Source organism: Halovibrio sp. HP20-59 (assembly GCF_033052795.2).
Lineage (GTDB): Bacteria > Pseudomonadota > Gammaproteobacteria > Pseudomonadales > Halomonadaceae > Vreelandella.
The window spans coordinates 44,701-69,882 of the sequence record NZ_JAWJUW020000009.1 but is presented as its reverse complement, the minus strand read 5'-3'; the positions used below and the strand labels follow the sequence as shown (position 1 = coordinate 69,882).

Sequence of the window (25,182 nt, the reverse complement as noted above, 5' to 3'; positions counted from 1 at the left end):
GCCGCTTGGCGAATGCATGATTAACTAGGCAGGTGGCGATGTTTGAAGTAGCGCTTTTTGAACCGCGTATGGCGCCCAATACGGGCAATATTATGCGCTTAGTGGCCAATAATGGCTGCCGATTACACCTGATTGAGCCGCTTGGCTTCGACTTGGAAGAGAAAAAGCTGCGTCGCGCCGGGCTGGATTACCGCGATCTCGATAACGTCACTCGCCACGCGGATTTTAGCGCCTTTCAGCAGGCGATGCAGGGGCGGCGTATCTGGGCGATTACTACCAAGGGAACCCGCACCTACAGCGATGCTGACTTTGCCCCAGGCGATGTACTGCTGTTTGGCTCTGAAACCGCAGGGCTCTCGCCGCAAGTACACGCAGCGCTCACCGCTGAACACAAACTGCGCCTTCCCATGCAGCCCAATAACCGTAGCCTGAATCTTTCCAACGCCGTGGCTATTGTGAGCTACGAAGCGTGGCGCCAGCAAGGGTTTGCTGGCGCAGGGTTAGTATAAACAGGTCGCTTTGATCAGTTGGCGATCCCGTAACGGTCACGATAAGCTCTAATGGCTTCGGCATAGGCGATCATATCCCCGCCAACATGCTCTTCCAGGTAAGTGAGCACTTGCTCAAGAGTCACGATGCTGACCACGGGCATGGCGTACTGAGCCTGCACTTCCTGAATCGCGCTCTGCTCGCCCTGGCCGCGCTCCTGCCGATCAAGGGCAATGATCACCCCGGCGGCGCGGGCATCGCTCTGCTCAATCAGTGTCATCACTTCGCGAATCGCGGTGCCCGCGGTAATCACGTCATCAATGATCAAAATATCACCGGCAAGCGGCGCCCCGACGATGTTGCCGCCTTCGCCGTGAGTTTTCGCCTCTTTGCGATTAAAGGCGTAGGGCATATCGTGGTCGTGATGATCGGCCAGCGCCGCCGCCGTCACTGCGGCCAGTGGGATGCCTTTGTATGCCGGCCCAAACAGCACATCGGCGTTTAAGCCGCTATCGACAATCGCCTGGGCATAAAAACGCCCCAATTTGGCCAGCGCCCGTCCGGTTTGGAATAGCCCGGCGTTGAAAAAGTAGGGGCTAACGCGGCCGGATTTAAGCGTAAACTCGCCAAACTTAAGCACGCCTTGCTCAATGGCAAAGGCAATGAAATCGCGCTGGTAGGGTTGTAGGGTGGTGGCCACGGCATTCCTCACTAGGCGTTAGGTTTAAATCGACACGAAAGCAACAATAAAAGTAGGGTAAATGGCAAGTTTTAGTCGCTGCCTTTACCCAAACGTCTAAACGTCGGGTATCATACAGCAGCGACGCAAAAGGGACGATTTATGAAAATTGCCAGCATCAATGTCAATGGTATTCGTGATGCCGTCGAGCGTGGCTTCCTGGACTGGCTGGCTCAGCAGGATGTCGACGTAGTCTGCGTGCAGAACATCAAGGCAAAAAGTTTTGAATTAGGTGACCATATTCTGTATCCGGAAGGCTATGAAGGCTATTTCCTGGATGCCGAAGAGGACGGTTTCTCCGGTGTGGCACTCTATTGCCGTAAAATTCCCAAGGCAATTATGTATGGCCTAGGGTTTCCTCAGTGTGACCATGAAGGACGTTTCCTGCAGGCGGATTATGAACGCTTCAGTATCGTCTCCTTCCTGATGCCTGACGGAAGTGACCAAAAAGCCAAACAGTCATTTATGGAGCAGTACCAAGAGTACCTGACGAAGATGTCGCGCAAACGCCGCGAATACATCCTCTGCGGTACTTGGCATATTGCCCATAAAACCGTCGATTTGGCTAACTGGTCGGATAATCAATTGACCTCAGGCTTCCGCCCGGAAGAGCGCGCCTGGATGGATCAGGTGCTTGGCCCCACCGGGTTTATCGACACCTTCCGCGAAATCAACCGCGATGCAGGTGAGTACACCTGGTGGCCGAAGCTTGACCAAGACGTGCCCCGTGAGCGCCAGGAAGGCTGGCGGATCGACTATCAACTAGTCGGCCCCAACTTCCGCCGCCACGTGGTCGACGCATGGATCGATTACGATGCAACCTTCTCCGAGTTCGCACCGCTAATCGTTGAGTACGACCTGGCGCTTTAGGCGCAAGGCAGCGAATTTTTCCCGCGTCGCCGTCTGTTAGTAGTGGTAATAAGCAATAAGCCGACTTTTGGGTCGGCTTATTGCTTTGTGGCGCGTCAGCGTTTACCCACGAACACCCAGCGCCTCGCGCTGATGATCGCGTAGTTCGTCACCCGCTTTCTCGGCCAAATCGAGCATAGCATTTAGCTCGGCTCGGCTGAACGGGCTTGCTTCGGCGGTGCCTTGCACTTCGATGAGTCCGCCGCTTTCGGTCATCACTACGTTTAGGTCGGTATCGGCTTTGCTGTCTTCCGGGTAGTCCAGATCCAGCACCGGCATGCCTTTATAAATGCCGACGGAAATCGCGCTGACCAATTGCTTGAAGGGGTCGCCTTTGATCTTCTTCTCGCGCTGCAGGTAACGGACAGCATCAATGAGTGCCACGCAGCCACCGGTAATCGCCGCGGTGCGGGTACCACCATCCGCCTGAATGACATCGCAATCCACGGTAATGGTGAACTCACCGAGCTTCTTAAGATCCATTGCGGCGCGTAGGCTGCGACCAATTAAGCGCTGAATTTCTAATGTGCGACCGCCCTGCTTGCCCTGGGTCGCTTCGCGGTTGCTGCGCGAATGCGTCGCCCGGGGCAACATACCGTACTCAGCGGTGACCCAGCCCTGATTTTTGCCACGCAGCCAGCGCGGCACGCCCGCTTCCACGCTCGCATTACACAGCACTTTGGTATCGCCAAATTCCACCAGTACCGAGCCTTCCGCATGGCGGGTAAAATCGCGGGTCAGGCGGATGTCGCGAAGCTGGTTAGCCTCACGACCACTGGGGCGCACAACATCAGGACGCATAGTATCTCTCTTCATCATGGATAGTGTTGATCGCTACATAGGGGGACTGAGTATTGTACACGTCTGTGCCGCCGACTTTGGCGATAGAGGTGAGATGAGCGTGAATGGATGATAAAAAAAGCCCGCGAAATTTTTATCGCAGGCTTGTTGTTCTCATGCGTCTTTTAAACGCTTCTTGTTAAAGCGCTCTAACTGTTCAACGGATGAATTAACCGTAGTGGCGGCTGGCCGTTACTAACATTTCAGCGATCTCTTTCTCGCCATGGCACTTATCAGCCACATCACCCACCGTTACAACGCCGACGAGATCCTTATCCTGCGGGTTGTTGAGCACAATCAAGCGTTGGACATTTTTTTCCTGCATATTCTGCAGGGCGTCCTTCACATCGGTATCCTGAAAGGTATAAAGGACGTTTTCAGTGGCAATTGAACTTGCCTTGTCGTCAGGGCCTTTACCCTCGGCAACGCCGCGAACCGCAATGTCTCGGTCAGTGAGTGTACCGACAACCTTATTGCCATTGGCAAGTGGCTCAAAACCAGTTTGATTTTCGCGCATTGCTTGTGCGACTTCTCGAATGGTCACGTCATCGGAAAGGTATTGAGGACGAGTCGTCATGACCTCTCTTACTTCCATCATATCGCTCACCGTTGATTTGCTGTTGAAAAGGGCTCTTGAAAACCTGTACTAAAAAACGTAGTAGCCAATTCCGCAGGGAGGCAAGTTTTGGCTTAAGATCGCTGTTTTCTTAACTCATTAAGCACTGTTATAGGGTTAACGCAGCGCAGCGGCGATACTGGGTAGACTTCCCCCATTACGATTGACCACAGGAGCCTTTATGGCCACCGCATCTCGCGTACACAGCATGACCGCCTTTGCCCGCTCCGAGCAGGCCGCTCCTTTTGGCACTCTGCAGGTGGAAATGCGCTCGGTGAACCAGCGCTATTTAGAACCACATTTTCGCCTGCCTGATAGTCTGCGCGACCTGGAGCCTTTGCTGCGTGATGCGCTGCGTGGGCGTTTGGCTAGGGGCAAGGTCGAATGCAGCGTGCGCTTCGAGAGCGCCGAAACGGCTCAGGCTCCTGCTGTTAACAGCGCAAGGCTAACCGCTATTAGTGAGGCACTCGCCATTATCCAGCATCAGGTGCCTAGCGCCGTGCCGCCTACTACGCTCGAGCTACTCAACCAGCCAGGCGTGATGGAAACCCAGCACCTGGATCAGGACGCCATCAAGGTGGCCGCAAAAGCGCTGTTTGACCAAGCGCTGGATGAGCTGATTGATGCCCGCGCAAGAGAAGGCGAAAAGCTTGGCGAGATGATCACTACCCGCCTAGCGGCAGTCAGCGAACAGGTCGCCACCGTGCGCAGCCTGCTCCCGCAGATTCTGGAGCGCCAGCGCGCTCAACTGCTGGAACGCCTGGAGGTTGCCAAGACCGAACTCGACCCCCAGCGCTTGGAGGCCGAATTGGTGCTGGTGGCGCAAAAAGCCGATGTGGATGAAGAGTTAGACCGCCTGGCCGCGCATATCGAAGAAGTGAGCCACCAACTCGCCCAGAAAGGCCCCAAAGGCCGCCGCCTGGACTTCCTGATGCAGGAGCTTAACCGCGAAGCCAATACGCTTTCATCAAAATCCGTGGTGGCAGAGACGACCCGCTGCGCGGTGGAGCTTAAGGTGCTGATCGAACAGATGCGGGAGCAGATTCAGAATATTGAGTAGTGGAAAGGATTTGTTGCGCAAGTTTGTAACACCAAAGCCTTTTCCCAGACGCTCGGTAAATATCAAATTTTGCCGATTTAAATGGCCGGATTAACATTAGCTGCATCGATAGGCTGTGAAGCCCATAGCGCGGTTGTCTGCCCATACTGATAGAGGATGCCTTCCTATGCCCTCCCTACGTCACAATACGTTAACCCTGCTGCTCGTTTTATTAAGCATATTCTCGACCACTGCCCAAGCAAACGAGGCAACCTGGCAAGCGCTTAAAGAGGGCGGCTTGGTAATTTTAATGCGCCACTCACTGGCCCCTGGGATTGGCGACCCGCCGGGATTTGAGCGTGGCCGATGCGAGACTCAGCGCAATCTCTCAACGGCTGGCCGTAATCAGGCGCAAGCCGCTGGTCGTGCATTTCGTGCGCGGGATATTCCTATTGCGGCGGTGTATTCATCAAGCTGGTGCCGAGCGCTGGATACTGCGGAGTTGATGGCCCTTGGTAGTGTTGAACCGGTGCCCTGGCTGGATTCGTTCTTTCGCGGGCGCGGTGATCGAGCGTTAATTACCCAAACCGCTCAGGAGCAGATTACCGCGTGGCAAGGGCCGGGCAATTTGCTGCTGGTCACGCATCAGGTGAATATCACGGCATTGGTAGGTAGCGGTGTAGGCTCGGGTGAGATGATCGTGGTGCGCCCAAAGAACGAATCGTTGCAGGTCGTGGGACGTTTAAGCGTTAGCGGTCAATAATTTGCTTCTTATCCGCATGGGGCTTTATAAAGTAAAAAACGATATAGCTTAGGACTTCTTTATGAAAGCCGTTGTTTTTGAGCAGTTTTCCGCCCCGCCGACCATTCAGCAACTGCCCGATCCTACCCCTGAGCCACATGGCGTGATTGTGAAGGTAACGGCGAACGGGGTTTGCCGCAGCGACTGGCATGGCTGGGTGGGGCATGACACTGATATCCAGCTCCCACACGTGCCGGGCCATGAGCTGGCAGGCATTGTCGAAGCCGTGGGGAGAGACGTAAAACAGTGGCGTATTGGCGATCGCGTCACAGTGCCGTTCGTGGGCGGCTGCGGAACTTGCCCAGAGTGTCACTCTGGCAATCATCAGGTATGCGATAGCCAGTTTCAGCCTGGTTTTACGCACTGGGGTTCTTTTGCTGAGTATGTGGGCATTCACTACGCCGATGTGAATTTGGTCGCGCTGCCAGAGACACTCGACTTCGCAACGGCAGCCAGCTTGGGCTGCCGCTTCGCCACTTCATTTCGGGCGGTGGTGGATCAGGGCAAAACAACGGCGGGCCAATGGGTAGCCGTCCATGGTTGTGGCGGTGTAGGTCTATCGGCGGTGATGATTGCCAACGCCATCGGCGCTAACGTTGTCGCCGTTGATATTTCCGAAGAGGCGCTTCATCTGGCCCGTCAATTGGGCGCCACTGCCACCGTGAACGCGGCCCAGGTAGCCAATGTGGTTGAGGCGGTGGCGGAAATAACCCGAGGAGGTGCTCACGTATCACTGGACGCGCTGGGGCACCCGACGACCTGTTTTAACTCCATCAGCAACCTGCGTAAACGTGGCAAGCATATTCAGGTCGGGTTAATGCTGGCCGAGAACAGCACACCGGCCATTCCCATGAATAAGGTGATCGCCAATGAACTTGAGATACTCGGCAGTCACGGTATGCAGGCGCACCGTTACGAGGCCATGTTGGCGATGATCGAGTCGGGAAAGCTGGCGCCTGAAAAACTGATCGGTAAACGGATCACACTGGAGCAGTCCATTGATGCATTGATGAACATGGATAAGTTCGAAGGGGCGGGCGTGACGGTGGTGACCGAGTTTTAAGGAATCCGCTGAGGCGTTAGATAACAATTTCCTGCAATGAAACGAGGCAAATTATTCGCTCCTCATTGGCGGCTGTAGGTTCTACGCTGGGCAGTATTGATAAGGAGTAAAATATGCCATCAGACATTACCCCATCAGCACGCCGCGTGATTGCCCAGCACCCAGCCAAGCGCGATGATATCGGCGATTTAACCACTCGGCGCCCGCTGCCGGGGCCGCAGCTTGAACAGCTCGACCCATTCCTGTTTCTTAACCACCATGGTCCACAGACGTACCCGCCTAACAACCGGGGCCTGCCGTTCGGTCCGCACCCGCACCGGGGCTTTGAAACGGTCACCTTTATCCTGGAAGGTTCATTGGCCCATGCCGATAGCGCTAAGCATCAAAGCGTGATCAACGCAGGGGGTGTGCAGTGGATGACCGCGGGCAGCGGCATTGTGCATGCGGAAATTTCGCCGGAGGCGTTTCTGCGCGACGGCGGCCCGTTGGAAATTCTGCAGCTGTGGGTCAACCTGCCCGCGCATTTAAAAATGACCGAGCCACACTACGTAGGGCTGCAACAAGAATCCATTCCCGCTATCGCGTTGCCGGGTGGCGGTGAGCTGAACCTGATCGCCGGTGAGTGGCAGGGCAGCGTTGGCCCTATCAACTCGCTGACCGGCGTGTTTATGTCAACGCTATGGCTGCCTGCCGATAGCCACGAACAGTTAACCGTGGCGCCTGGTCGGCAGGTGTTTCTTTACGTGGTGGATGGTGACGTTGAGGTAGGCGGTGAGCCCGTTCAGTCTCGTCATCTAATTGAAGTGGATCGCGATGGCGATAGTCTCGACATTGAAGCCAGTAGCGATGCGCGGCTGCTGTTTGGTCACGGCGAAGTGATTGATGAGCCCGTTTACTCCCATGGCCCCTTCGTGATGAATACCCGTGAAGAGGTCGTTCAGGCGGTCGAGGATTATCAAAACGGCAAATTTGGCGGACTCGACGCATGATATGAGCGTCAGCAGCATCGACTGCGTTTGGTGTTCCAATCCTCTTCAGGCAGGCGCAAGCCATGGTTGCCGCGATAGTTAGGCGATGTCGGCGGCGACCAGCTCTCTAAAAGTGATGCATCAAGCGCGTAAATCTCGATGCCGATAGGGTGACAGGTGGCCAGCAGGTCGTCATCGGTGGCATCAGTACCCCATAGGTCCACCGATAGATCGCCACCCGGACAGCAGGAGAGGGCACAAAGTAAGTCAATCTCGGCAAATAGCTCCAGATAGTCGCCTTCTTTTGCGGGGCAAGCCTTCATGAAGTACTGGTCCTGCTCATTCAGGCCGGTGCACTGAAAAACGTTAAGCACATCGTGGACATCAAACTCGGTGAGCCCGAAAGGCGCCACCGCACGGGTTAAGTTGGAGTGACAGTGGAAGTCAAAATCCTCACCGGTCAACAAATGATTCACATAGGGATCACAGCGCGTACCTAAGAGATCGTGAACACGACCGCCATCCTCATCGACACCGTAGTTCTCCAAGGTATCGGCGGTGATGGTCGCCATGGGTCGAAGATAGGGCAGTGAAGACCATAACCGGTCGTGAACGCTGACATGAGCGCGCTGTAGCTGGCGGGTGCGTGATGCCCAGAAGCGTTCTCGCGGGTTGTGCAAAGACCACAGGTTGAAATCTCCCACCTGAGGGCCTTGACGCGTGCACAGGCGCATTACGTGGCCAGCGGGTACTTTCCAGGCGCGGGCGTCACGAATCGGCACCTCTATGGTTTCTACCAGCTTCCGCTGATCGGTCGCTTTGGCAATCCGGTTGTAAAAAGCCGGGTCAACGAAAAGAGGAGAGCCTGGTTTTGCGCGGTAGGCTGGGGCTCGGTTGGCCATTGATCATGACTCCTTGTAAATAACGGTGGTGATGACATTGTGTGCTCAAAGGGATCATTCACTACAGTGGTTCGCCCCGATAGTAATGCCATAAAAACAGCGAGCCCACGCTGCGCCAGGGCGCCCAGTGTTCCACCAACTGACGGGCCTGCTTGGGTGTGGGCTTTTCATCCATGCCTTTTAGGCGGCCAAGCGCCACTCGCAGGGCGAGGTCGTCAGCGGGAAAGATATCCGGGCGTTTCAGCGAAAACATCAGGTAGATTTCGGCACTCCAGCGGCCAAAGCCGCGCAGCTCAGTAATCGCGGCAATGGCTTCGTCATCGCTTAGCTGCTCAAGCCCCTCGGCGCTAAAAGTGCCTGCCAACTCTGCTTCAGCCAGCCCTTTAGCATACTCGATCTTACGCCAGGAGAGCCCCGCATCGCGCAGCGCTTGGCCCTCTACCTGCATCACAGCCTTGGCGTGCAGTTCGGGCAACAATGTATTTACTCGACCCATAATCGCACGGGCCGCTTCGGTAGATATCTGCTGGCTAACGATGGTGGAGAAGAACGTCGCAAAGCCTTTATCGCGCTCCCGAGGCAAGGGCGCCCCCACTAGCGGCAGAGCCCGGGCGATATCGGGGTCGGCCTTGGCAAGTGCCGCCATGGCGTGCTCGATTGTGTTAAAGGATGGGTTATCAGGTGACATTATGACTCCTGGCTAAAATGAGTATTATATTGCGCACTATTTGGTTTTTAATATATTTATGTGCATTAAAATGCACATTATGGTGCCTTGAACTACACTATTGAGCATTAAACTACTCAGTTATTAACTGTTCAATTAAGGTGGCCCATGTTGCTAACCATCCAGACATTTCATCATGGCCAGTGGCACGATGCCGCCGAGCTGGTGATTGAGCATCCAGCGCAAGGTCGCCGAGGGCCTGCGCGCTTGGGCTATATCACCGATTATGCCCTTGAATGGCTGGATCGCGATGACGAGCATGCTTGCAGCCTGCGTTTACCCATTGAGCTAATGAATACCCATCAATCGCCGCGCTGGTTCGCTTTTTTAGACGATATCATGCCTTCTGGGGCCAGCCGTCGTTACTGGGTCACGCAGCTGGGAATATCGGCGCTTACCGAGGCTGAACAAGATTACGCGCTATTGGCGAAAGGGACGATTGCGCCGGTGGGTAATTTACGTATTAAAGAGGCGCTTCCCGAGCGTCCCGCAGGCAGCACGCTAGAGCAGCAGCGCTTTGCTTTACGCGATGTTGTGGATCGGGATAGTGATTTTCTTGCCTATGCACAGCAGATGGGCGCCGCCGGAGGGGGAGCTACCGGGGCTGGCGGCGAAGCGCCTAAGCTACTGCTACGCTGTTCGCCAGACGATCAGGCCTGGATCGATACCTATCAGGATGATACGGCGAATACCGACCAGCACTATCTGGTGAAATTTCCTCGCGGTCAGCGCACCGAGCTTGATAACAATATCCTTCGCGCCGAATACCATTTCTATCATGAGCTGGCGTCAATGGGCGTAGCGACCATTGCCACTCAAGGAATGCGGTTAATAGAAGGTGAGCGCTATCCATCGCTGTGGTTGCCCCGCTTTGATGTTGATTACCCCACTGGGAAGCGAACGCTGTATGGGCTGGAGTCGGTTTATTCCGTCATGGAGTGTCAGCCGGGAAGCTTCTTAAACCATTTTGCCGTGATTGAGGCTTTGGTTGGTCTGTTGAGTCAGCAATACCGCGTTCGCGAGTTAGGAGATCATTTTGATACGCCGCGTTTCGTGAGCGAGTGGGTGAAACGTGATCTGCTTAATATCGCTTTTGCTAATAGCGATAACCATGGCCGCAATACAGCGCTGTTGAAAACGCCTCAAGGGATCTGGCTGGCGCCAGTCTACGATTTTGCGCCCATGAAGGCTGACCCAGAGGGCATTATTCGCACCACCACTTGGGGCTCGCCGTTTGAAGAGGGTTCTGAATTCAACTGGGTAGCCATTGCGGAGAACTTAAATGTCTATCTGCCCCCCGAACAATTGATGGCAGAGCTAAAAGCGCTGGGGAATCAGTTAGTCGGGCTAAAAGAACGACTTGCTGCTCGGGGTGTCCCCGAATCGTTGTTAGCATCGAATGCGTTGGGGTTGGATTATCTGGACGCTAAGCTGCGCCGCTGGGGGCTGGTATGAAACGCAAAGAACTCTCTAGTATTGAGCGCGAGGCACTGCTTATGGCGCTATTGTCCCAACTGCTGCGTGAAGAGATCAGCTCAGGGCAGGTGCTGCGCCAACTACGCCGCGAAGTGTTGGGAATGTCGCAGACACAATATGCCGAGTTGGTGGGTATCAGCCGTCGCTCCTTGTCTGATCTGGAAGCCGATAAGGCAAGCCCTACCGTGGCTCTGCTCAACCAAGTATTCCGCCCGCTAGGTCTGCAAACAGGCTTGGTGCCGCGTAACCGTCATCTGCGTGAGCGTTTGCTTTCAGTGGAACCCCCGAGCGTCTGACCGCCAAGCACCTTATCCAAACATTTCCTATTCAGCCCAACTTAATGATTGTGTTCGCCCGCTAACTTTTTAAACGCAGTATGTTTCTACTTTCGTCTAATCCTGCGATCATTTGCGCCATCGTGATACCAACGGGATGGTATCCCTAGGAGTCAAACATGCAGGATTCGACAGCATCGTCGTCTCAAGGGCTGGCGCGTAACCCGCGCTTGGCAGAATTTGTGTTGGCGCTGGGTGGCTTTGGGATAGGCACCAGCGAGTTTGTCATTATGGGCCTGATGAATCGCGTGGCGGGAGATTTAGCGGTAACGGTGCCGCAAGTGGGTTACGCAATCAGTAGCTACGCCCTGGGCGTGGTGGTCGGCGCGCCGCTGATTTCGGCGCTGGCCGCGCGGGTGCCTAGGCGGCCACTGTTAATCATTCTGATGCTGGTCTTTGCGGTGGGCAACATTGCCAGTGCCATGGCGCCGGGGTTCTGGTCATTCGTCGGCCTGCGTTTTCTGGCGGGCTTGCCCCATGGGGCCTATTTTGGCATCGCTGCGCTGGTAGCAGCGGGAGCCGTGCCGATAGACCAACGGGCGCGAGCTATATCCCGGGTAATGATGGGCTTAACCGTGGCGATTTTGATCGGTGCGCCGCTGGGTACCTGGGCGGGTAACCTGTTTGGATGGCAAATTGCGTTTGCGGGTGTCGGTGGTATTGCGCTGCTTACCGCCCTGTTGATTCGGCTTTATGTGCCGGTGCAGCCCGTTGATACCCTCGCAAGCCCGGTGCGTGAACTGTCCGCGCTGCTTAAACAGCGGGTATTGGTCACCCTGGCCCTTGCTTGCATCGGCTGCGGCGGTATGTTCGCCATTTTTAGCTATGTGATGCCGACGTTAACCCAGCAGGCGGGCATGAGCGAAGCGCTGGGGCCGCTGGTGCTGGTCATTTTTGGACTGGGTTCCATTGCCGGTAATTTAATCGGTGGGCGCATGGCGGATAAAAACCTGATGCGCGCCATACCCACCATCCTGCTCTGGTGTGGGGTGATCCAGGGGCTGTTTTATTTTGCCGCCAATAACGTTTGGACGGGGCTGCTGTTCGTTGGCTTGGTAGGTACCAGCATGGCGCTGGCGCCTTCGCTGCAAACCCGCTTAATGGATGTGGCGGAAGACGCCCAAACCATGGCGGCCTCACTGAACCACGCCGCCTTTAACGGTGCCAATGCCTTAGGGGCGTGGCTTGCTGGCCTGGCCATCAGCGCTGGCTTTAGCTGGTCGAGTACGGGCTTGGTCGGTGCGGGGTTGGCGCTCTGCGGCTTGGTGATTTTTGCCGCTGGGCGTTGGTTGGAGAAACATACTTTTCAAACAGCAGAAGGTTTTCAATGAGCGTTGATTAGCGACACAGCCTAAATCCGCGCATGCCCAGATGAAAGTGATCGGCGTGCGCGGCATTGTAATCGGGGCCCAGTACGTTACCGAAGGTATCGCAAGCGCCGTCGCGCGCAGCACGTAAGAATTCTCCCGCCTTGCCGTCATCATCCCAATCATTAGCGAATGAAATTTGCTCGCCGTTTTCGAATCGAAAACCTACTACGTCCAGCGCTTCGGCGGTGGCGTGTTCGCTATGCCTGCCGGTTTCGCGGCCATACACATTACGGCAGGCAAAGCTACCCACGTGGTTTACCTGGCTCACTTGGCTGCCCATAATCTCCTCGGCGGCAGGTTGTAACGCGTGGCGTTCATACATCACCCACGCTAGTGCTAATGGGCAGGAGGCAACGAAGCTCTGATTGAAGGCGACGCTGCTTGTGTGCATTCGCACCACATTTTCGAGCGGGCAGCTTGCTGTGGGAGTGTAATCGGCCATCGGCGTGTAGCGTAACTGGCCATTAGGCACGGTATCCAATGCTGCTAGGCAGCCTTCGCGGTTATCCGCCAAGCGGCTTAGCTTGAGTTGTGTAACGGGTGTAATCGGGTCGTCAATGTGCAGCGGCGCCCAAGGCGACCAGTGACGGGGAATCTCGATGATGCCTTTTTGCAGCGCAACGCCCAGCGCTATCAGGCTTAATAAAAACAGTGTACGGCGCATCCCTGCCTCTCTCTATGTCGTTGCCAACCTATGTCGCTGCCAACGCTACAGTCGCAGCGATGGTTGTGCGATACTGCGCAGCCTTGCTGCTCTGCTGCAGTCGTTTTACTTGTGTTGACTACGTTTTCTGTTACCTATTTCGCTAACTGAAGGGAAAGTACTTCATGTCCCAAGGTACGCTGTTTATCGTTTCTGCCCCCTCAGGTGCTGGCAAGACTAGCTTGGTGCGCGAGCTAATCGAAAGCCTGGATGGGATTCAAGTGTCGGTATCGCACACTACGCGTGCCAAGCGCGAGGGTGAGGTGAATGGCGTCAATTATCATTTCACCGATGTAGCCGAGTTTGAAGCGATGATCGCGCGAGGTGAGTTTTTTGAGTATGCCAAAGTATTTGATAATTACTACGGCACCTCGCGTCAGGCGGTAGAGGTTCTACTGGCGGCAGGGCAGGATGTGATCCTTGAAATCGACTGGCAAGGCGCGCAGCAGGTACGCCAGCAAATGCCCGAAGCGATGTCGATTTTTATTCTACCGCCCTCGCGGGACGAGCTAGAGCGCCGCCTGGCTAGCCGCGGCACCGATGAGCATGCTGTCATCGCCCGACGCATGCGCGATGCGGTAAGCGAGATGTCCCACTATCACGAATATGATTACCTCGTTGTCAACGATGACTTCACCACGGCGCTGCAAGAGTTGCAGTCATTGGTGATCAGCCGTCGCTTAAGTTGTGCGAGAATGAGCGAGAGTCATGCGCCGCTGTTGGCTGGGCTCTTGTCACAGGCGCCTAGGGTCGAGTAATCTATCTGGTCGTACTGTTAGTTTTAAATACGTTTTTTCGCTGGGTCGGCGCCGTTTTCAACTCTATAACGGCGTCGGCCCGGTTCCGTCATTACAGGAAGGCTCCCATGGCTCGCGTAACCGTTGAAGATTGTCTAGAAAACGTTGAAAACCGCTTCAAGCTGGTGATGATTTCCACCCAGCGCGCCCGTCAGCTGGCCCGCGGCTCGCGCGATGCCCTGCTGCCTTGGGAAAACGATAAGCCCACCGTGATGGCGCTGCGCGAAATCGCCGGCGGCTTGATCGATCACACCGTGCTGGATGAGCCTGTTGAAGCCGCTGTGCGTCCGCGTCCGGCGATGGCGCCGCATATCGACGACTAACGTTTCCAACGCACCGATAGAGGCGCGGTAGATGTTCACCATTGATGACCTGGCCGATCGACTTGGCGGCTACTTACCCTCGGATGAGATCCAGCAGGTCAAACGCGCTTTCTACTACGCCGAGCAGGCTCACGACGGCCAGCGGCGTCGTTCGGGCGAGCCTTATGTCACCCATCCACTAGCGGTGGCGAACATACTTGCCAATATGCACATGGACCATCAAAGCTTGATGGCCGCCATGCTGCATGACGTTATCGAAGATACCGGTGTTTCCAAACACGCTTTGGAAATGCAGTTCGGTAAACCAGTGGCAGAGCTGGTGGATGGGGTGTCGAAGCTGACCCAAATCACCTTTGAAGACAAAGCCGTCGCCCAGGCGGAGAACTTTCAGAAAATGGTGCTGGCGATGTCGCGGGATATTCGCGTCATCATCGTCAAGCTTGCCGACCGGCTACACAACATGCGTACGCTTGGCGCGCTGCGCCCGGATAAAAAGCGCCGCATTGCTCGGGAAACCCTGGAAATTTACGCTCGTATCGCTGGGCGGCTGGGTATTAATACTATCCGCGTTGAGCTAGAAGATCTCTCCTTCCACGCGATTCATCCCATGCGGTCTGAGCGTATTAAGCGCGCGGTGGCTAGCGCACGCGGGCATCGGCGCAGCGCTATGCGCCAAATTCAATCTTCGCTACAAAAAAGCCTGGACGACGACGGGCTCAACGGCACGGTCATTGGTCGGCAAAAGCATCTTTTGTCGATCTACAAAAAGATGCGCGACCAGCGCAAGCCCTTTGCTGAAATCATGGACGTGTTTGGGTTTCGCATTATCACCGAAGACGTGGCCAGCTGTTACCGTATTTTGGGTGTTGTACATAATCTTTATAAGCCCGTGCCGGGTCGCTTTAAAGACTATATTGCGATACCCAAAGCCAATGGCTACCAGAGCCTGCATACCACCCTGTTTGGTTCCCGCGGTATGCCGATCGAAGTGCAGATACGTACCCGCGAAATGGAAGCCATGGCCAATAACGGCATCGCCGCCCATTGGCTTTACAAGGCGGGGCAGACCTCGCACCCGATTGCCGAGGGCAGTCACGCCCGCGCCCGCGCCTGGGTGAAAGGGCTGTTGGAAATGCAGCGCCACGCTGGCGATTCGTTAGAGTTTATCGAACACGTTAAAAACGATCTTTTCCCCGACGATATCTACGTTTTTACGCCTAAAGGCGACATTATGGAGCTGCCGCAGGGTGCTACCGTCATCGATTTCGCTTACACCGTGCACACGGATATCGGTAATAACTGCATCGCTTGCCGTATTGACCGCCATTTGGCGCCGCTCTCGACGCGCTTAGAGAGCGGCCAGACGCTGGAAATCATTACCGCCCCCGGGGCGAAGCCTAATCTTGCTTGGCTTAACTTTGTATCCACGGCCAAAGCGCGCTCGGCTATCCGTCATGCGCTGAAACATCAGCAGCAGACCGAGGCGATCATGCTAGGGCGTCGCTTGCTCAACAAAGCGCTGGCGCCCTTTAATACCAGCCTGGAAGAGCTTGATGAAAGCGCCCTTCAACGCGCTTTTAAAGAGTTGGATGTGTCTTCCGAAGACTCTTTGCTGGAGTCGCTGGGGCTTGGCAACCGCATGACTCACGTGGTGGCACGTCGGTTAGTCGAGGCGGCGCACGGAGATGCCTATGAACACTCGGCGTCTGACGACGGTAGCAAAGCGGTAGTGATTAGCGGTAGTGAAGGCATGGTGATCAACTTTGCCCGCTGCTGCCATCCGTTGCCGGGCGACGCCGTGGTGGGGCATCTTTCGACGGGCAAAGGCCTGGTGGTGCATCGCGCCGAGTGTAAGAACGTTGTTGATAAGAGCTTTGCCGATAAAAGCGACCCCGATAAGCTCTTCGCGCTGGAATGGTCAGACACCATTGACGAAGATTTCCCGGTCGCGCTGCGCATTGAGATCGAGAGTCGTCGTGGGTTGGTCGCAGAGCTTGCCGGTCTGGTCACCGATGCCGATGCCAATATCGAGCGTATTGGCATTGAAGAGCGCGACGCCCATCTTTCGACGGTGAATCTGACCCTGGCAGTCAAAGGGCGCGTACACCTGGCGGGGATTATCAAACGTATCCGTAATCTTCCCAACGTCGGCAAAATTACCCGGCTCGCTAATTAATACTACACACTATCACCCACTGCAGGAGCGAGACATCGCATGAGCAATAAGGCTGTTATCAATACCAGCAAAGCCCCCGCGGCGATTGGCCCCTACTCCCAGGCGATTAAAGCAGGTAACACGGTGTATCTCTCTGGTCAGATACCGTTGGACCCAGCGACCATGGCGATTGTCTCTGAGGACTTTGAAGCCCAGGCCCGCCAAGTCTTCACCAACCTGCAAGCGGTGTGTGAAGAAGCGGCGGGCTCGCTCAGCGATGTCGTTAAGCTGAATCTGTATCTGGTGGACTTGGATAACTTTGCCATTGTTAACCAGGTCATGGAGGAGTTCTTCACTGCCCCTTTCCCTGCTCGCGCTGCGGTGGGTGTGAGAGCGTTGCCCAAAGGCAGTCAGGTTGAAGCAGAAGCGGTGATGGTTATCGGCGACTAAGCCTTATTAACATCGAGAAAGCCTCCCGCTTTTAATACCTGGGCATACCCCTCGCGGTAGGTAGGGAAGCGGAATTGATAACCAGTGTCAATGATGCGCTGGTTATCGCAACGCTTACTGGTACGGCGACGTAAAGGCGATTGCATGGTGTCGGTAGCGTCTACTTTCAGCTGCTGGGCTAACCACATCATGACGTTATGCATGGTGACGGGTTCGCAATCGCTGCCCAGGTAGATATCCGCCAGCGGTTTGCCGCTCTCTTGGCAACGGATCAAGTGGGCGATAATACCGGTGCAATCATCGCGGTGAATGCGGTTGGAGTAAATCACCGGGGTGATGGCAGCCACGCGGCCTTCGGCAACCTGATGAATTAGCCGATCACGGCCCGGGCCATAAATCCCTGAGAAGCGAATAACCGTGCCGGGAAGCGGGTGATTGATCAACGCTTGCTCGGCTTCACACATCAGTTTCCCCGAGAAGCTTGAGGGGTCGGTGGGGCTCTCTTCGTTGACCACTTCGCCTTCCTGCTGGCCGTGCACGCTGGTCGAAGAGACAAAAAACACCCGCCGGGGCGGCGTTTTGTGCTGCTCCATCACGTTCAGCACGCGCTTTAAGCCGTCGGGGTAAGCGCTTTGATAGGCGCTCTCTTCAAAATGATCAGCGCTGACGGTATAAACCACATAGTCGGCTTGGGGAAGGCTGGCAGCGCCGGCGTCGTCAAGATCGTTTAAATCCAGCTTTAGCGGTTTGATGCCGGTACCCTCTAAGGGCTCCACGTTGCGACGTAATCCGATGACATGGTGCCCTTCTTCCAGCAATTCGCGCCCAAGGTTGATCCCAATATCGCCACAGCCGATAATCAGTACGGTTAGTTTCACCGTGCTCACTCCTCTTGATTAATATTCCCTATTAGATACATAGTCTCTACCAAATATGACATTGTCGGTTTAGAACACGTCAATTGAGATGAGCGTCGGCAGAGCCCGTTTGTCCTTTTCCATCCCGCTGACTGTCATGATGCTGGGTTCTTCGTACAAGCCCCAGTTACGTACAAAACACTGTCACAAGCAGCTACGAGAGGATGCCACTGGCACCGTTATGACTTTAACAGAACTTCGCTACATCGTAACCCTCGCCCAAGAACGCCACTTTGGCCGCGCGGCAGAGCGTTGTCATGTCTCTCAGCCTACGCTCTCGGTGGCGGTGAAAAAGCTGGAAGATGAGCTCGAGACACCGCTGTTTGAGCGTTCCAAGTCCACCGTGCAGGTTACCCCGCTGGGCGAAAAAATCGTTGCTCAGGCCCAGCGTGTACTGGAGCAGAGCAGCCTGATTTTTGAACTGGCTAGTGCGGGTAAAGACCAGTTGGCTAACCCGCTGCGCATTGGCGCAATTTATACGATTGGGCCCTACCTATTTCCCCATCTTGTGCCTGCTTTGGCGACCGCGGCCCCGCAAATGCCGCTGTATATTGAAGAAGGCATGACCGGCACGCTGCGCGCCAAATTAAGAAGCGGCGAGCTGGATGTGATCATTGTCGCGCTGCCGTTTACCGAAACCGATGTGGTCACCAAGCCGATCTACGACGAAGCCTTTGAAGTGTTAATGCCTGCCAACCACCGCTGGGTGGAGCGCGAAGCGATCAATAAAGAGGATTTGCTGGAGGAGCGCCTTCTGCTGCTTGGCGAAGGCCACTGCTTTCGGGATCAAATTCTGGAAGCCTGCCCGGCGATTATCCAAAAGCTCAATAGCCCCAACAATACGTTGATTGCCGAAGGTGGATCGTTGGAAACTATCCGCCATATGGTGGCCTCGCGGCTGGGTATCACCGTGCTGCCGCAGTCGGCGCTGGGCACCGACCAATACGAAAATGCGATGCTGGTCAGCAGGCCCTTTGTGGACCCGGCGCCGTCGCGCACCGTGGCAATCGCCTGGCGGGCGAGCTTTCCTCGGCCCAAAGCCATTGAGGCGCTGATTCAGGCGATCAGCCACTGTCGCCAACCTGCCAAAGCCGTGAAAAGCGCCCCATGAGCGAGCTCTCCGCGCCGATAACCGCGCTGAAGGGCGTGGGCGAAGCGCTGGCGCTAAAACTTGGCCGGTTGGGGATTGAGCGGGTGAGCGACCTGCTGTTTCACCTGCCGCTACGTTATCAGGACCGCACGCGGCTGACGCCCATTGGCCTACTGCGTGCCGGGCAAGAAGCCGTGATTGAGGGCGAAGTGACCGCCTGCGACGTAGTGAAAGGGCGCCGCCGCAGCCTGCTGGTGCGCCTGCGCGATGCCAGCGGTATCTTGAGCCTGCGCTTTTTTCACTTCTCACCGGCCCAGCAACAGCAGATGCGCCCCGGCGCAATATTGCGCGCCTTTGGCGAAGCGCGGTCCGGGGCGACGGGGTTAGAGATTTATCATCCCGAATACCGGCTCAGCGGTGGCAGTGAAACCCCGGTGGAGGAGTACTTCACGCCCATTTACCCCACCACCGAGGGCTTGAACCAGTCGCGGCTTCGCGCTCTGGCGCAGCAGGCGCTGGGGTTACTGGACAACGCCCCCGAGGCGTTGCCCGATGTAATACCCGATGCCCTGCTTCAACGCTTTCAGCTGCCGGGCTTGCACGCTAGCCTGCACTTGCTCCACCAGCCGCCGCCCGATGTGAATATAGAGCAGTTGACCAGCGGCCAGCACCCGGCCACGCGGCGGCTGGCGCTGGAGGAGCTGCTCGCCCACCAACTAAGCCTGCGTGAAGTTCGCTTGCGTATTCAGGCGGATGGCGCACCGACGTTACCCTCCGGACGCAGTTTACAGGCGCGCTTTTTGGCCCAACTACCGTTTGCCTTAACCGGTGCCCAGCGCCGCGTGTTGGAGGAAATCAGCCACGATTTAAGTCGCCCGGCGCCGATGCTGCGGCTGATCCAAGGCGATGTCGGCTCGGGGAAAACCGTGGTCGCCGCCATGGCCGCGCTGAGCGCCCTGGCGGGCAATTGCCAGGCGGCGATCATGGCACCCACTGAAATCCTCGCCGAGCAGCACTACCGCTCGTTTAAAGCCTGGTTTGAGCCACTGGGTATCGAAGTGGCGTGGCTGGCGGGCAAGCTCAAAGGCAAGGCACGGCTGGATGCCAAGGCGGCGATTGCCGACGGCCGCGCGCGCATGGTGGTGGGCACCCATGCGCTGTTTCAGGATGATGTGCACTTCCAGTGTTTAGGGTTAGCGATTATTGACGAGCAGCACCGTTTCGGCGTGCACCAGCGCTTGGCGCTGCGTGAGAAAGGCGAGGCGGGCGGGCTCACCCCGCACCAGTTGATCATGACCGCCACGCCGATTCCGCGCACCCTGGCCATGAGCGCCTACGCGGATCTGGATGTTTCCGTGATCGACGAGCTTCCCCCCGGCCGCACACCGGTAAAAACCGTGGTGGTGCCCGACGAACGCCGACCGGAAGTGGTTGAACGCATTCGACTGGCCTGCAGCGAAGGCCGTCAGGCGTACTGGGTGTGCACGCTGATTGACGAATCCGAGGTGCTACAGTGCCAGGCCGCCGAGGTTACCCGTGATGAGCTAACCGTCGCGCTGCCCGAGCTGGCGGTGGGCTTGGTTCATGGGCGCATGAAGTCGAGCGAGAAAGCCGACGTGATGACCGCCTTCAAAGCGGGCGAGCTGGATTTGCTGGTGGCTACCACGGTGATCGAGGTCGGGGTGGATGTACCCAACGCCAGCCTGATGATTATCGAAAACCCCGAGCGCCTGGGACTTTCCCAGCTTCACCAGCTGCGCGGCCGGGTAGGACGCGGCAGCACGGAAAGCTTCTGTGTGTTGCTCTACCATCCGCCGCTGTCGAAAAGCTCCCGCCAGCGTTTGGCGGTCATGCGCGAAACCACCGACGGCTTCCGCATCGCCGAGAAAGACCTGGAAATCCGCGGCCCTGGCGAAGTGCTCGGCACCCGCCAAACCGGCCTTGCGCAGATGAAAATTGCCGATCTGGAACGCGATGCCGATTTACTGGAACGCGTCAGCGCCATGGCGCAAACGCTGCAGGGCAACCCCGACGTCACCGCCGTTCTGGTACGCCGCTGGCTTGGCGAAGCGGCAGGACGCTATGGGCAGGTGTAGATAATGTAAGGGTTGCTACCATTGACCTTAAGATTTCAGTGGTACCGTTGGTATTGCGCAAAGGCCGATATGACGACCCTGGCCATCGTACCGGTAACGGGTGCCGTTTAATTGACCGAGGCGGTTATCGGATAGCGCTTGTTGGTCATCTAACCGATTGTCCGCCGCGTCCACAGAGTAGCGGTGGGCATTATCGCCATGCTGGCTGTAAGCAATCACATTGGAGGCGGGATCACCTTCCTAATAGCAAAGCTATTAATGCTGGGATTAGTATGACTTTAGTTATTGTCACGATATTCTCCTATTTAACCCTTGCTCTATGAAGGGTACAGCGATAAGGGCGAACCACACTCTCAGTGCATTCTAATCCTTCAGGCATATCATCAGGTGCCGGTGGGTAGGGCTCTTGATCCAAAGGAATCCATTGTGGGTAACTATCTAAGTACTCAATTTCCCCTTCCCCTGCGTCATTGTCATAGGTGGCTTTAGTGCACATGATATGGTCATCCGGTAAGCAGTCACCATAGACTCTGCACTTTAAATCTCCATCTACACGCCCCCAAAAGGTGCTGTCATCATCAACTTGAGGGGGTCTTGGTGAGCCATTTGGGGAAGGCACCGTGCGAGAAAATCCACCTCTCAACCCCAGTGGATCCACCATCCCCGTCGGATTGGTCACATAGCCATACAAGTTCGTGCCGCCATTGAGCCCAATCGGATCCTGGCTAATATACCGCCCCTGCTGCGGGTCGTAATAACGGTGGCGGTTGTAGTAAAGCCCCGATTCTTCATCGTGCCATTGACCCTGGAACCGGATCGGTTGGGTGACGTTGCGCACGGCGCGTTGGTTATTGACCGTGGTCCAGTCGTCGGGCTCGGCGAGCCAGCGGGGTTGGCCGTTGGGGGTGACTAATTGCATGGGCGTGCCGAGAGCGTCGGTGATGTAGGCGCTGAGCGCTTGGCCTTGTTGGGTATCATCGCGCAGCATGGGCACAAAGCTGCCCGGCTCATAGACCACGGTGGTGCGCTGATTGTCGGTTTCTTCGCGCACGATTCATTCGAGTACTGTTACAATCAGTCGCGCTTTCAACTAAAACAGCAAAGCTTTCCTTTGCGGGTACTTTTTCGGTAAAGCATATTGGTTGGGTTAAAAGTTTTACACCCACCACTTATCGCTTACTATGATCGCTATTATTCTTTAAGGGATCTGATGGCTCCTTACCAAACCAAAATTTTATATTTCCAATGGTAATGAAAGCTATTCCAGTTAAAATACTTATAAGCATTATGAATTTACCAGATGCTTCAAATCCGAAGTCAGCTAGTTTGAATCCAAGCGCCGTAGCCATGAAAGCAACAGCGGCGATGATGGTCTCTTTTTTGATATTCCTATTCATTTTTTTACTCCCCGTCACATACGGTAGAGATACGGCAAAATTGAACTCCTGCAGCCCCACCTGCACCTACCCCCATAAAGCCTTTTGCGCCCCCTAAGCTGCCTTCGCCAAAATTAGCTGAGGCTCCGGAAGCTAGACCACTACCGCCTTGCATAAAAAATCCCCAGCTATCCGAGACGCCCGTTTCAACAGAATCATTAATCGACGCTCCGCCTGTGACCCCCGCTCCTGCATAAGAACCAAGACCAAATTTTGTACAAGCAGTTGTGACTAAACATGCATTTCCATTGGTATCTAGTTGCGTTCCTGTAGACAATGAGGTTCCAAAAACGCCCCCAAATATCTCTCCTCCTGCCTCCAATCCAGCAGCAACGACTTTGCTTTCTGGTCCTTGAGAAATTGCTGATCTGCTAACCATGTTGGACTGACTATAAGGTCCTCCGCCAAGCCCATAGACTCCCCTGAGACCAAGAGGGTCTACTTCTAAATTTGGCGCAGCCACATATTGATACAGGTTTTCACCTCCAGCCAACCCAATCGGATCCTGGCTAATATACCGTCCCTGCTGCGGGTCATAATAGCGGTGGCGGTTGTAGTAGAGGCCCGATTCTTCGTCATGCCACTGGCCCTGGAACCGGATCGGTTGGCTGACGTTGCGCACGGCGCGTTGGTTTTTGATTGCCGCCCAGTCGTCCGGTTCGGCCAGCCAGCGGGGTTGGCCGTTGGGGGTGACTAACTGCATCGGGGTGCCCAGGGCATCGGTGATATAGGCGCTGAGCACTTGGCCTTGTTCAGTATCATCAATACGCAGCATGGGCACAAAACTGCTCGGCTCGTAGACCACGGTGGTGCGCTGGTTATCGGTTTCTTCCCGCACGATGCGGTCACCGTCCCAGCCGTAGTGGGTGGTGGCCGTGGTGCCGTTGGTGTGGCGCACGGTTTTGCTGATGCGTCTGCCTAGGCCGTCGTAACGGTAAGTGGCCTCGCGGGTAGCCCCCAGCTCGCTGGCGTGGATCAGGTGCACTAAGCGATTGGCGGCATCAAAACCCAGGGTTAAGCGTTCACCGTTGGGCTGTTGGCGTTCGATCAGGTTGCCTGCGCCGTCGTAGCGATAGCGCGCCCCGTTGAGCTGGGTGAGGCGGTTATCAGGCAGCGCCTGCTGATTGTCTTGAGACTCTAACCGATTGCCTGCCGCATCCACGCTGTAGCGGTGGGCATGATCACCGTGCTGGCTGCCGATCAAGCGTCCGGCGGCATCAAAACTGTAGGCGATGACTTTTTCTGCTGGATCGCCTTGCAGGCTGCGGAAGCTCATCCGGCCCAGGGCGTCGTACTGGTAGTCCTGCTGGCTGGCGGCGTCTGGGCTGCGCAGGGTGAGATGGTCTAACTGGCCGAGGTGGGTATAACCGCGCTCTAAAATTAATGGCTGTGATTGCTCGCTACCGCTTAGGCGGCGCTGGGTCTCCCGGTGCAGGGCATCGGGTTCCAGGGCGACCTCCAGATCCAGGCCGGGGGCGCTCATACCGTGCAGGTGGCCGCTGCCATAGGTGTGCCAGTTAAACGCCGGCAGCTCGCCGAACTGACTGGCCTGGGGCGCACCGGTGGCAGTGAGCGTGTGCTGGTGTTGCCACTGCCAACCACTCTCGCCTGCTAGGCCCGCATGTTGCTGCTGTTCGCCGATTAAGCGCTGGGCGTGGTCGTAGCTGAAGGCCACTTCGCCATGATCGTTGGTGACGCTGAGTAGCTGACCATTGGCGCCCCATTGATATTGTTCACTGCTGGCCGGGGCGTGTTCGGTGGCGGGCAAGTGCCGGGCGGTGAGGCGGCCGGCTTCATCGTAATCGTAACGGGTGACCAGCGGCTGGCCGTCAGGGCCAGGGCGGTTGGCCTCAATGCGTTCGGTCAGTCGCCCGGCGTCATCGTAGCGGTACTGCTGCTCCCGTCCGTCGGGGCCGGTCTCGCTGGCTAAGCGATCCATCTCATCGTAAGCAAAGCGGTAGACGGCGCCGTTGCCCAGGGTCAGCTCGCTCAAGCGGCCAATGTCGTCGTAGGCGGTGAACTGTTGGCTGCCGTCGGCCTCGATACGCTGCACCGGGCGGCCGTGGTCATCAAAGAAGAACTGCTGCCGAAACCCTTGGGGGCCTTCCAGCTCTACCAAGCGACCAAGCGCATCCACATGATGGTGCCAATAGAGCCCGTCGGGAAGCTGGGTGGCAATGCGCCGGCCCATCTCGTCGTGCTGGGTGCGGGTGGTCTCGTTCAGCGCATTGGTGACGCTGGCCAGATAGCCGTGGCGATCAAACGCGTATTCAGTGCGCTGCTGAGAGCAGTCGATCTGGGCGGTAACTTGGCCCAGGGCGTTCCACTCACGCTGGTGGGTGGCCCCCACCGCATCGGTAATGGTCGTGGGGCGATCAGGCAAAGCATCGTCTTCGTAGGCAAAAGCGGTGGTGCCCTCCGGCCCGGTGACTTCCAGCGGATGGACAAACTCGTTGTGCTGAATCTGCCAGCGGCTGCCGTCGGGGTTTGCTTGGCCGCTATCGACGATATGTCTAAGATTGATGTGAGTCATTATGAAAGGCGCTCACTGCCACGCTACCGCCAAAGAAAACAGCATACGCCTTCCCTGACGAATGTTGAATGGAGCAACATCCGTGTTGCATTTATTGGTTGAGTCCAGGAATAGAACATGTCCATGTTGTTGATTGAGCGTAGGCCATATAGTGATTGTTCTATAAATCCTGTAGTTTACTGACAGCCTTCCAAACATAGACTGCGCATGTAATTACCATCACGTAGATTAAAATGATAGAAAAAGCTGTTTTTTTAAAAAAAACCTCTTCATCTACCGTTCCCCCTATTACAAATATGGTACAAAACATTGCCGAGTAAGCTAGCAAAGTTATGCTCTTCCCCAGGGTTTTTACATTTTCTTTTAGAAGTTTTGCCGCTAAAAAAACCAAGAATGAAATTATTATT

The 25,182-nt window shown here is 56.0% G+C and carries 25 protein-coding genes; 15 read left to right on the top strand and 10 right to left on the bottom strand.

All coding sequences use genetic code 11. From position 1 onward, the window contains the following. The first annotated feature begins 38 nt into the window (after nucleotides 1-38). Nucleotides 39-509: a tRNA (cytidine(34)-2'-O)-methyltransferase gene (locus RZA33_RS11775; RefSeq protein WP_317507907.1), complete on the top strand. Its 471-nt coding sequence runs from the start codon at nucleotides 39-41 to the stop codon at nucleotides 507-509. Nucleotides 510-523: 14 nt separating this feature from the next. Here the strand turns inward: RZA33_RS11775 and pyrE are convergent, their stop codons facing one another. Next, nucleotides 524-1,189: an orotate phosphoribosyltransferase gene (gene pyrE / locus RZA33_RS11770; protein ID WP_317507906.1), complete on the bottom strand. Its 666-nt coding sequence runs from the start codon at nucleotides 1,187-1,189 to the stop codon at nucleotides 524-526. Nucleotides 1,190-1,330: 141 nt separating this feature from the next. Between pyrE and RZA33_RS11765 the strand changes: the two genes are divergently transcribed. Next, the gene (locus RZA33_RS11765; RefSeq protein ID WP_317507905.1) at nucleotides 1,331-2,098 is read left to right on the top strand and encodes an exodeoxyribonuclease III; all 768 of its coding nucleotides are present in this window, start codon (nucleotides 1,331-1,333) and stop codon (nucleotides 2,096-2,098) included. A 102-nt stretch (nucleotides 2,099-2,200) separates the two neighbouring features. On the opposite strand, the gene rph is transcribed toward RZA33_RS11765, so the two are convergent. Both rph and RZA33_RS11755 read right to left on the bottom strand, forming a co-directional pair. Beyond that, entirely contained in the window at nucleotides 2,201-2,938 is a 738-nt protein-coding gene (gene rph, locus RZA33_RS11760) for a ribonuclease PH (RefSeq protein WP_317507904.1), read from the bottom strand. A 208-nt stretch (nucleotides 2,939-3,146) separates the two neighbouring features. Next, a complete protein-coding gene (locus tag RZA33_RS11755; RefSeq protein WP_317507903.1) occupies nucleotides 3,147-3,554 on the bottom strand; it encodes a CBS domain-containing protein in 408 nt (135 codons plus the stop codon). A gap of 220 nt (nucleotides 3,555-3,774) precedes the next feature. On the opposite strand from RZA33_RS11755, the gene RZA33_RS11750 reads away from it, so the two are divergent. From RZA33_RS11750 to RZA33_RS11735, 4 genes are all read left to right on the top strand, one after another. Beyond that, complete coding sequence (locus RZA33_RS11750) at nucleotides 3,775-4,653, top strand: YicC/YloC family endoribonuclease (RefSeq protein ID WP_317507902.1); 879 nt, start codon at nucleotides 3,775-3,777, stop codon at nucleotides 4,651-4,653. 166 nt (nucleotides 4,654-4,819) lie between these two features. After that, nucleotides 4,820-5,395, top strand: a complete 576-nt coding sequence (locus RZA33_RS11745; RefSeq protein WP_317507901.1) for a histidine phosphatase family protein — start codon at nucleotides 4,820-4,822, stop codon at nucleotides 5,393-5,395. Between the two features lie 61 nt (nucleotides 5,396-5,456). Then, complete coding sequence (locus RZA33_RS11740; protein ID WP_317507900.1) at nucleotides 5,457-6,497, top strand: zinc-dependent alcohol dehydrogenase family protein; 1,041 nt, start codon at nucleotides 5,457-5,459, stop codon at nucleotides 6,495-6,497. 113 nt (nucleotides 6,498-6,610) lie between these two features. Next, nucleotides 6,611-7,486, top strand: a complete 876-nt coding sequence (locus RZA33_RS11735) for a pirin family protein (RefSeq protein ID WP_317507899.1) — start codon at nucleotides 6,611-6,613, stop codon at nucleotides 7,484-7,486. An 8-nt stretch (nucleotides 7,487-7,494) separates the two neighbouring features. On the opposite strand, the gene RZA33_RS11730 is transcribed toward RZA33_RS11735, so the two are convergent. Both RZA33_RS11730 and RZA33_RS11725 read right to left on the bottom strand, forming a co-directional pair. Then, a complete protein-coding gene (locus RZA33_RS11730) occupies nucleotides 7,495-8,367 on the bottom strand; it encodes an urea carboxylase-associated family protein (protein WP_317507898.1) in 873 nt (290 codons plus the stop codon). Nucleotides 8,368-8,428: 61 nt separating this feature from the next. Then, nucleotides 8,429-9,055, bottom strand: a complete 627-nt coding sequence (locus RZA33_RS11725) for a DNA-3-methyladenine glycosylase 2 family protein (protein WP_317507897.1) — start codon at nucleotides 9,053-9,055, stop codon at nucleotides 8,429-8,431. A 147-nt stretch (nucleotides 9,056-9,202) separates the two neighbouring features. Here RZA33_RS11725 and RZA33_RS11720 point away from each other — a divergent pair, with 147 nt between their 5' ends. The 3 genes from RZA33_RS11720 to RZA33_RS11710 all read left to right on the top strand — a co-directional run bounded on the left by RZA33_RS11720 (nucleotide 9,203) and on the right by RZA33_RS11710 (nucleotide 12,236). After that, a complete protein-coding gene (locus RZA33_RS11720; protein WP_416337865.1) occupies nucleotides 9,203-10,549 on the top strand; it encodes a type II toxin-antitoxin system HipA family toxin in 1,347 nt (448 codons plus the stop codon). Then, entirely contained in the window at nucleotides 10,546-10,866 is a 321-nt protein-coding gene (locus RZA33_RS11715) for a helix-turn-helix transcriptional regulator (RefSeq protein WP_317507896.1), read from the top strand. The genes RZA33_RS11720 and RZA33_RS11715 overlap by 4 nt, the downstream gene beginning before the upstream one ends. 158 nt (nucleotides 10,867-11,024) lie before the next feature. Continuing rightward, on the top strand, nucleotides 11,025-12,236 hold the full coding sequence (locus tag RZA33_RS11710) for an MFS transporter (RefSeq protein WP_317507895.1): 1,212 nt from the start codon (nucleotides 11,025-11,027) through the stop codon (nucleotides 12,234-12,236). 7 nt (nucleotides 12,237-12,243) lie between these two features. Here RZA33_RS11710 and RZA33_RS11705 read toward each other — a convergent pair whose 3' ends face one another. Further along, nucleotides 12,244-12,939: an extensin family protein gene (locus RZA33_RS11705; RefSeq protein ID WP_317507894.1), complete on the bottom strand. Its 696-nt coding sequence runs from the start codon at nucleotides 12,937-12,939 to the stop codon at nucleotides 12,244-12,246. A 164-nt stretch (nucleotides 12,940-13,103) separates the two neighbouring features. Between RZA33_RS11705 and gmk the strand changes: the two genes are divergently transcribed. From gmk to RZA33_RS11685, 4 genes are all read left to right on the top strand, one after another. Next, nucleotides 13,104-13,736 carry a guanylate kinase gene (gene gmk, locus RZA33_RS11700; protein ID WP_317507893.1) on the top strand — a complete coding sequence of 211 codons (633 nt, stop codon included), beginning with the start codon at nucleotides 13,104-13,106 and terminating at the stop codon, nucleotides 13,734-13,736. A 107-nt stretch (nucleotides 13,737-13,843) separates the two neighbouring features. Then, nucleotides 13,844-14,098, top strand: a complete 255-nt coding sequence (gene rpoZ / locus RZA33_RS11695; protein ID WP_317507892.1) for a DNA-directed RNA polymerase subunit omega — start codon at nucleotides 13,844-13,846, stop codon at nucleotides 14,096-14,098. A 31-nt stretch (nucleotides 14,099-14,129) separates the two neighbouring features. Then, nucleotides 14,130-16,274 (top strand): RelA/SpoT family protein, encoded by a 2,145-nt coding sequence (locus RZA33_RS11690; protein WP_317507891.1) that lies wholly within the window; start codon nucleotides 14,130-14,132, stop codon nucleotides 16,272-16,274. A gap of 39 nt (nucleotides 16,275-16,313) precedes the next feature. Beyond that, nucleotides 16,314-16,703: a RidA family protein gene (locus RZA33_RS11685; protein ID WP_317507890.1), complete on the top strand. Its 390-nt coding sequence runs from the start codon at nucleotides 16,314-16,316 to the stop codon at nucleotides 16,701-16,703. Here RZA33_RS11685 and RZA33_RS11680 read toward each other — a convergent pair. Then, entirely contained in the window at nucleotides 16,700-17,581 is an 882-nt protein-coding gene (locus RZA33_RS11680; protein WP_317507889.1) for an SDR family oxidoreductase, read from the bottom strand. The genes RZA33_RS11685 and RZA33_RS11680 overlap by 4 nt on opposite strands. 220 nt (nucleotides 17,582-17,801) lie before the next feature. Between RZA33_RS11680 and RZA33_RS11675 the strand changes: the two genes are divergently transcribed. Further along, a complete protein-coding gene (locus tag RZA33_RS11675; protein ID WP_317507888.1) occupies nucleotides 17,802-18,731 on the top strand; it encodes a hydrogen peroxide-inducible genes activator in 930 nt (309 codons plus the stop codon). Next, entirely contained in the window at nucleotides 18,728-20,806 is a 2,079-nt protein-coding gene (gene recG / locus RZA33_RS11670) for an ATP-dependent DNA helicase RecG (protein WP_317507887.1), read from the top strand. Before RZA33_RS11675 ends, recG begins: the two co-directional genes overlap by 4 nt. A gap of 301 nt (nucleotides 20,807-21,107) precedes the next feature. Here recG and RZA33_RS11665 read toward each other — a convergent pair whose 3' ends face one another. The 3 genes from RZA33_RS11665 to RZA33_RS11655 form a co-directional block, all read right to left on the bottom strand. Then, a complete protein-coding gene (locus RZA33_RS11665) occupies nucleotides 21,108-21,857 on the bottom strand; it encodes an RHS repeat-associated core domain-containing protein (protein ID WP_317507886.1) in 750 nt (249 codons plus the stop codon). Between the two features lie 118 nt (nucleotides 21,858-21,975). After that, the gene (locus RZA33_RS11660; protein WP_317507885.1) at nucleotides 21,976-22,203 is read right to left on the bottom strand and encodes a hypothetical protein; all 228 of its coding nucleotides are present in this window, start codon (nucleotides 22,201-22,203) and stop codon (nucleotides 21,976-21,978) included. 4 nt (nucleotides 22,204-22,207) lie between these two features. After that, complete coding sequence (locus RZA33_RS11655; protein WP_317507884.1) at nucleotides 22,208-24,775, bottom strand: RHS repeat-associated core domain-containing protein; 2,568 nt, start codon at nucleotides 24,773-24,775, stop codon at nucleotides 22,208-22,210. Nucleotides 24,776-25,182: the final 407 nt, after the last annotated feature.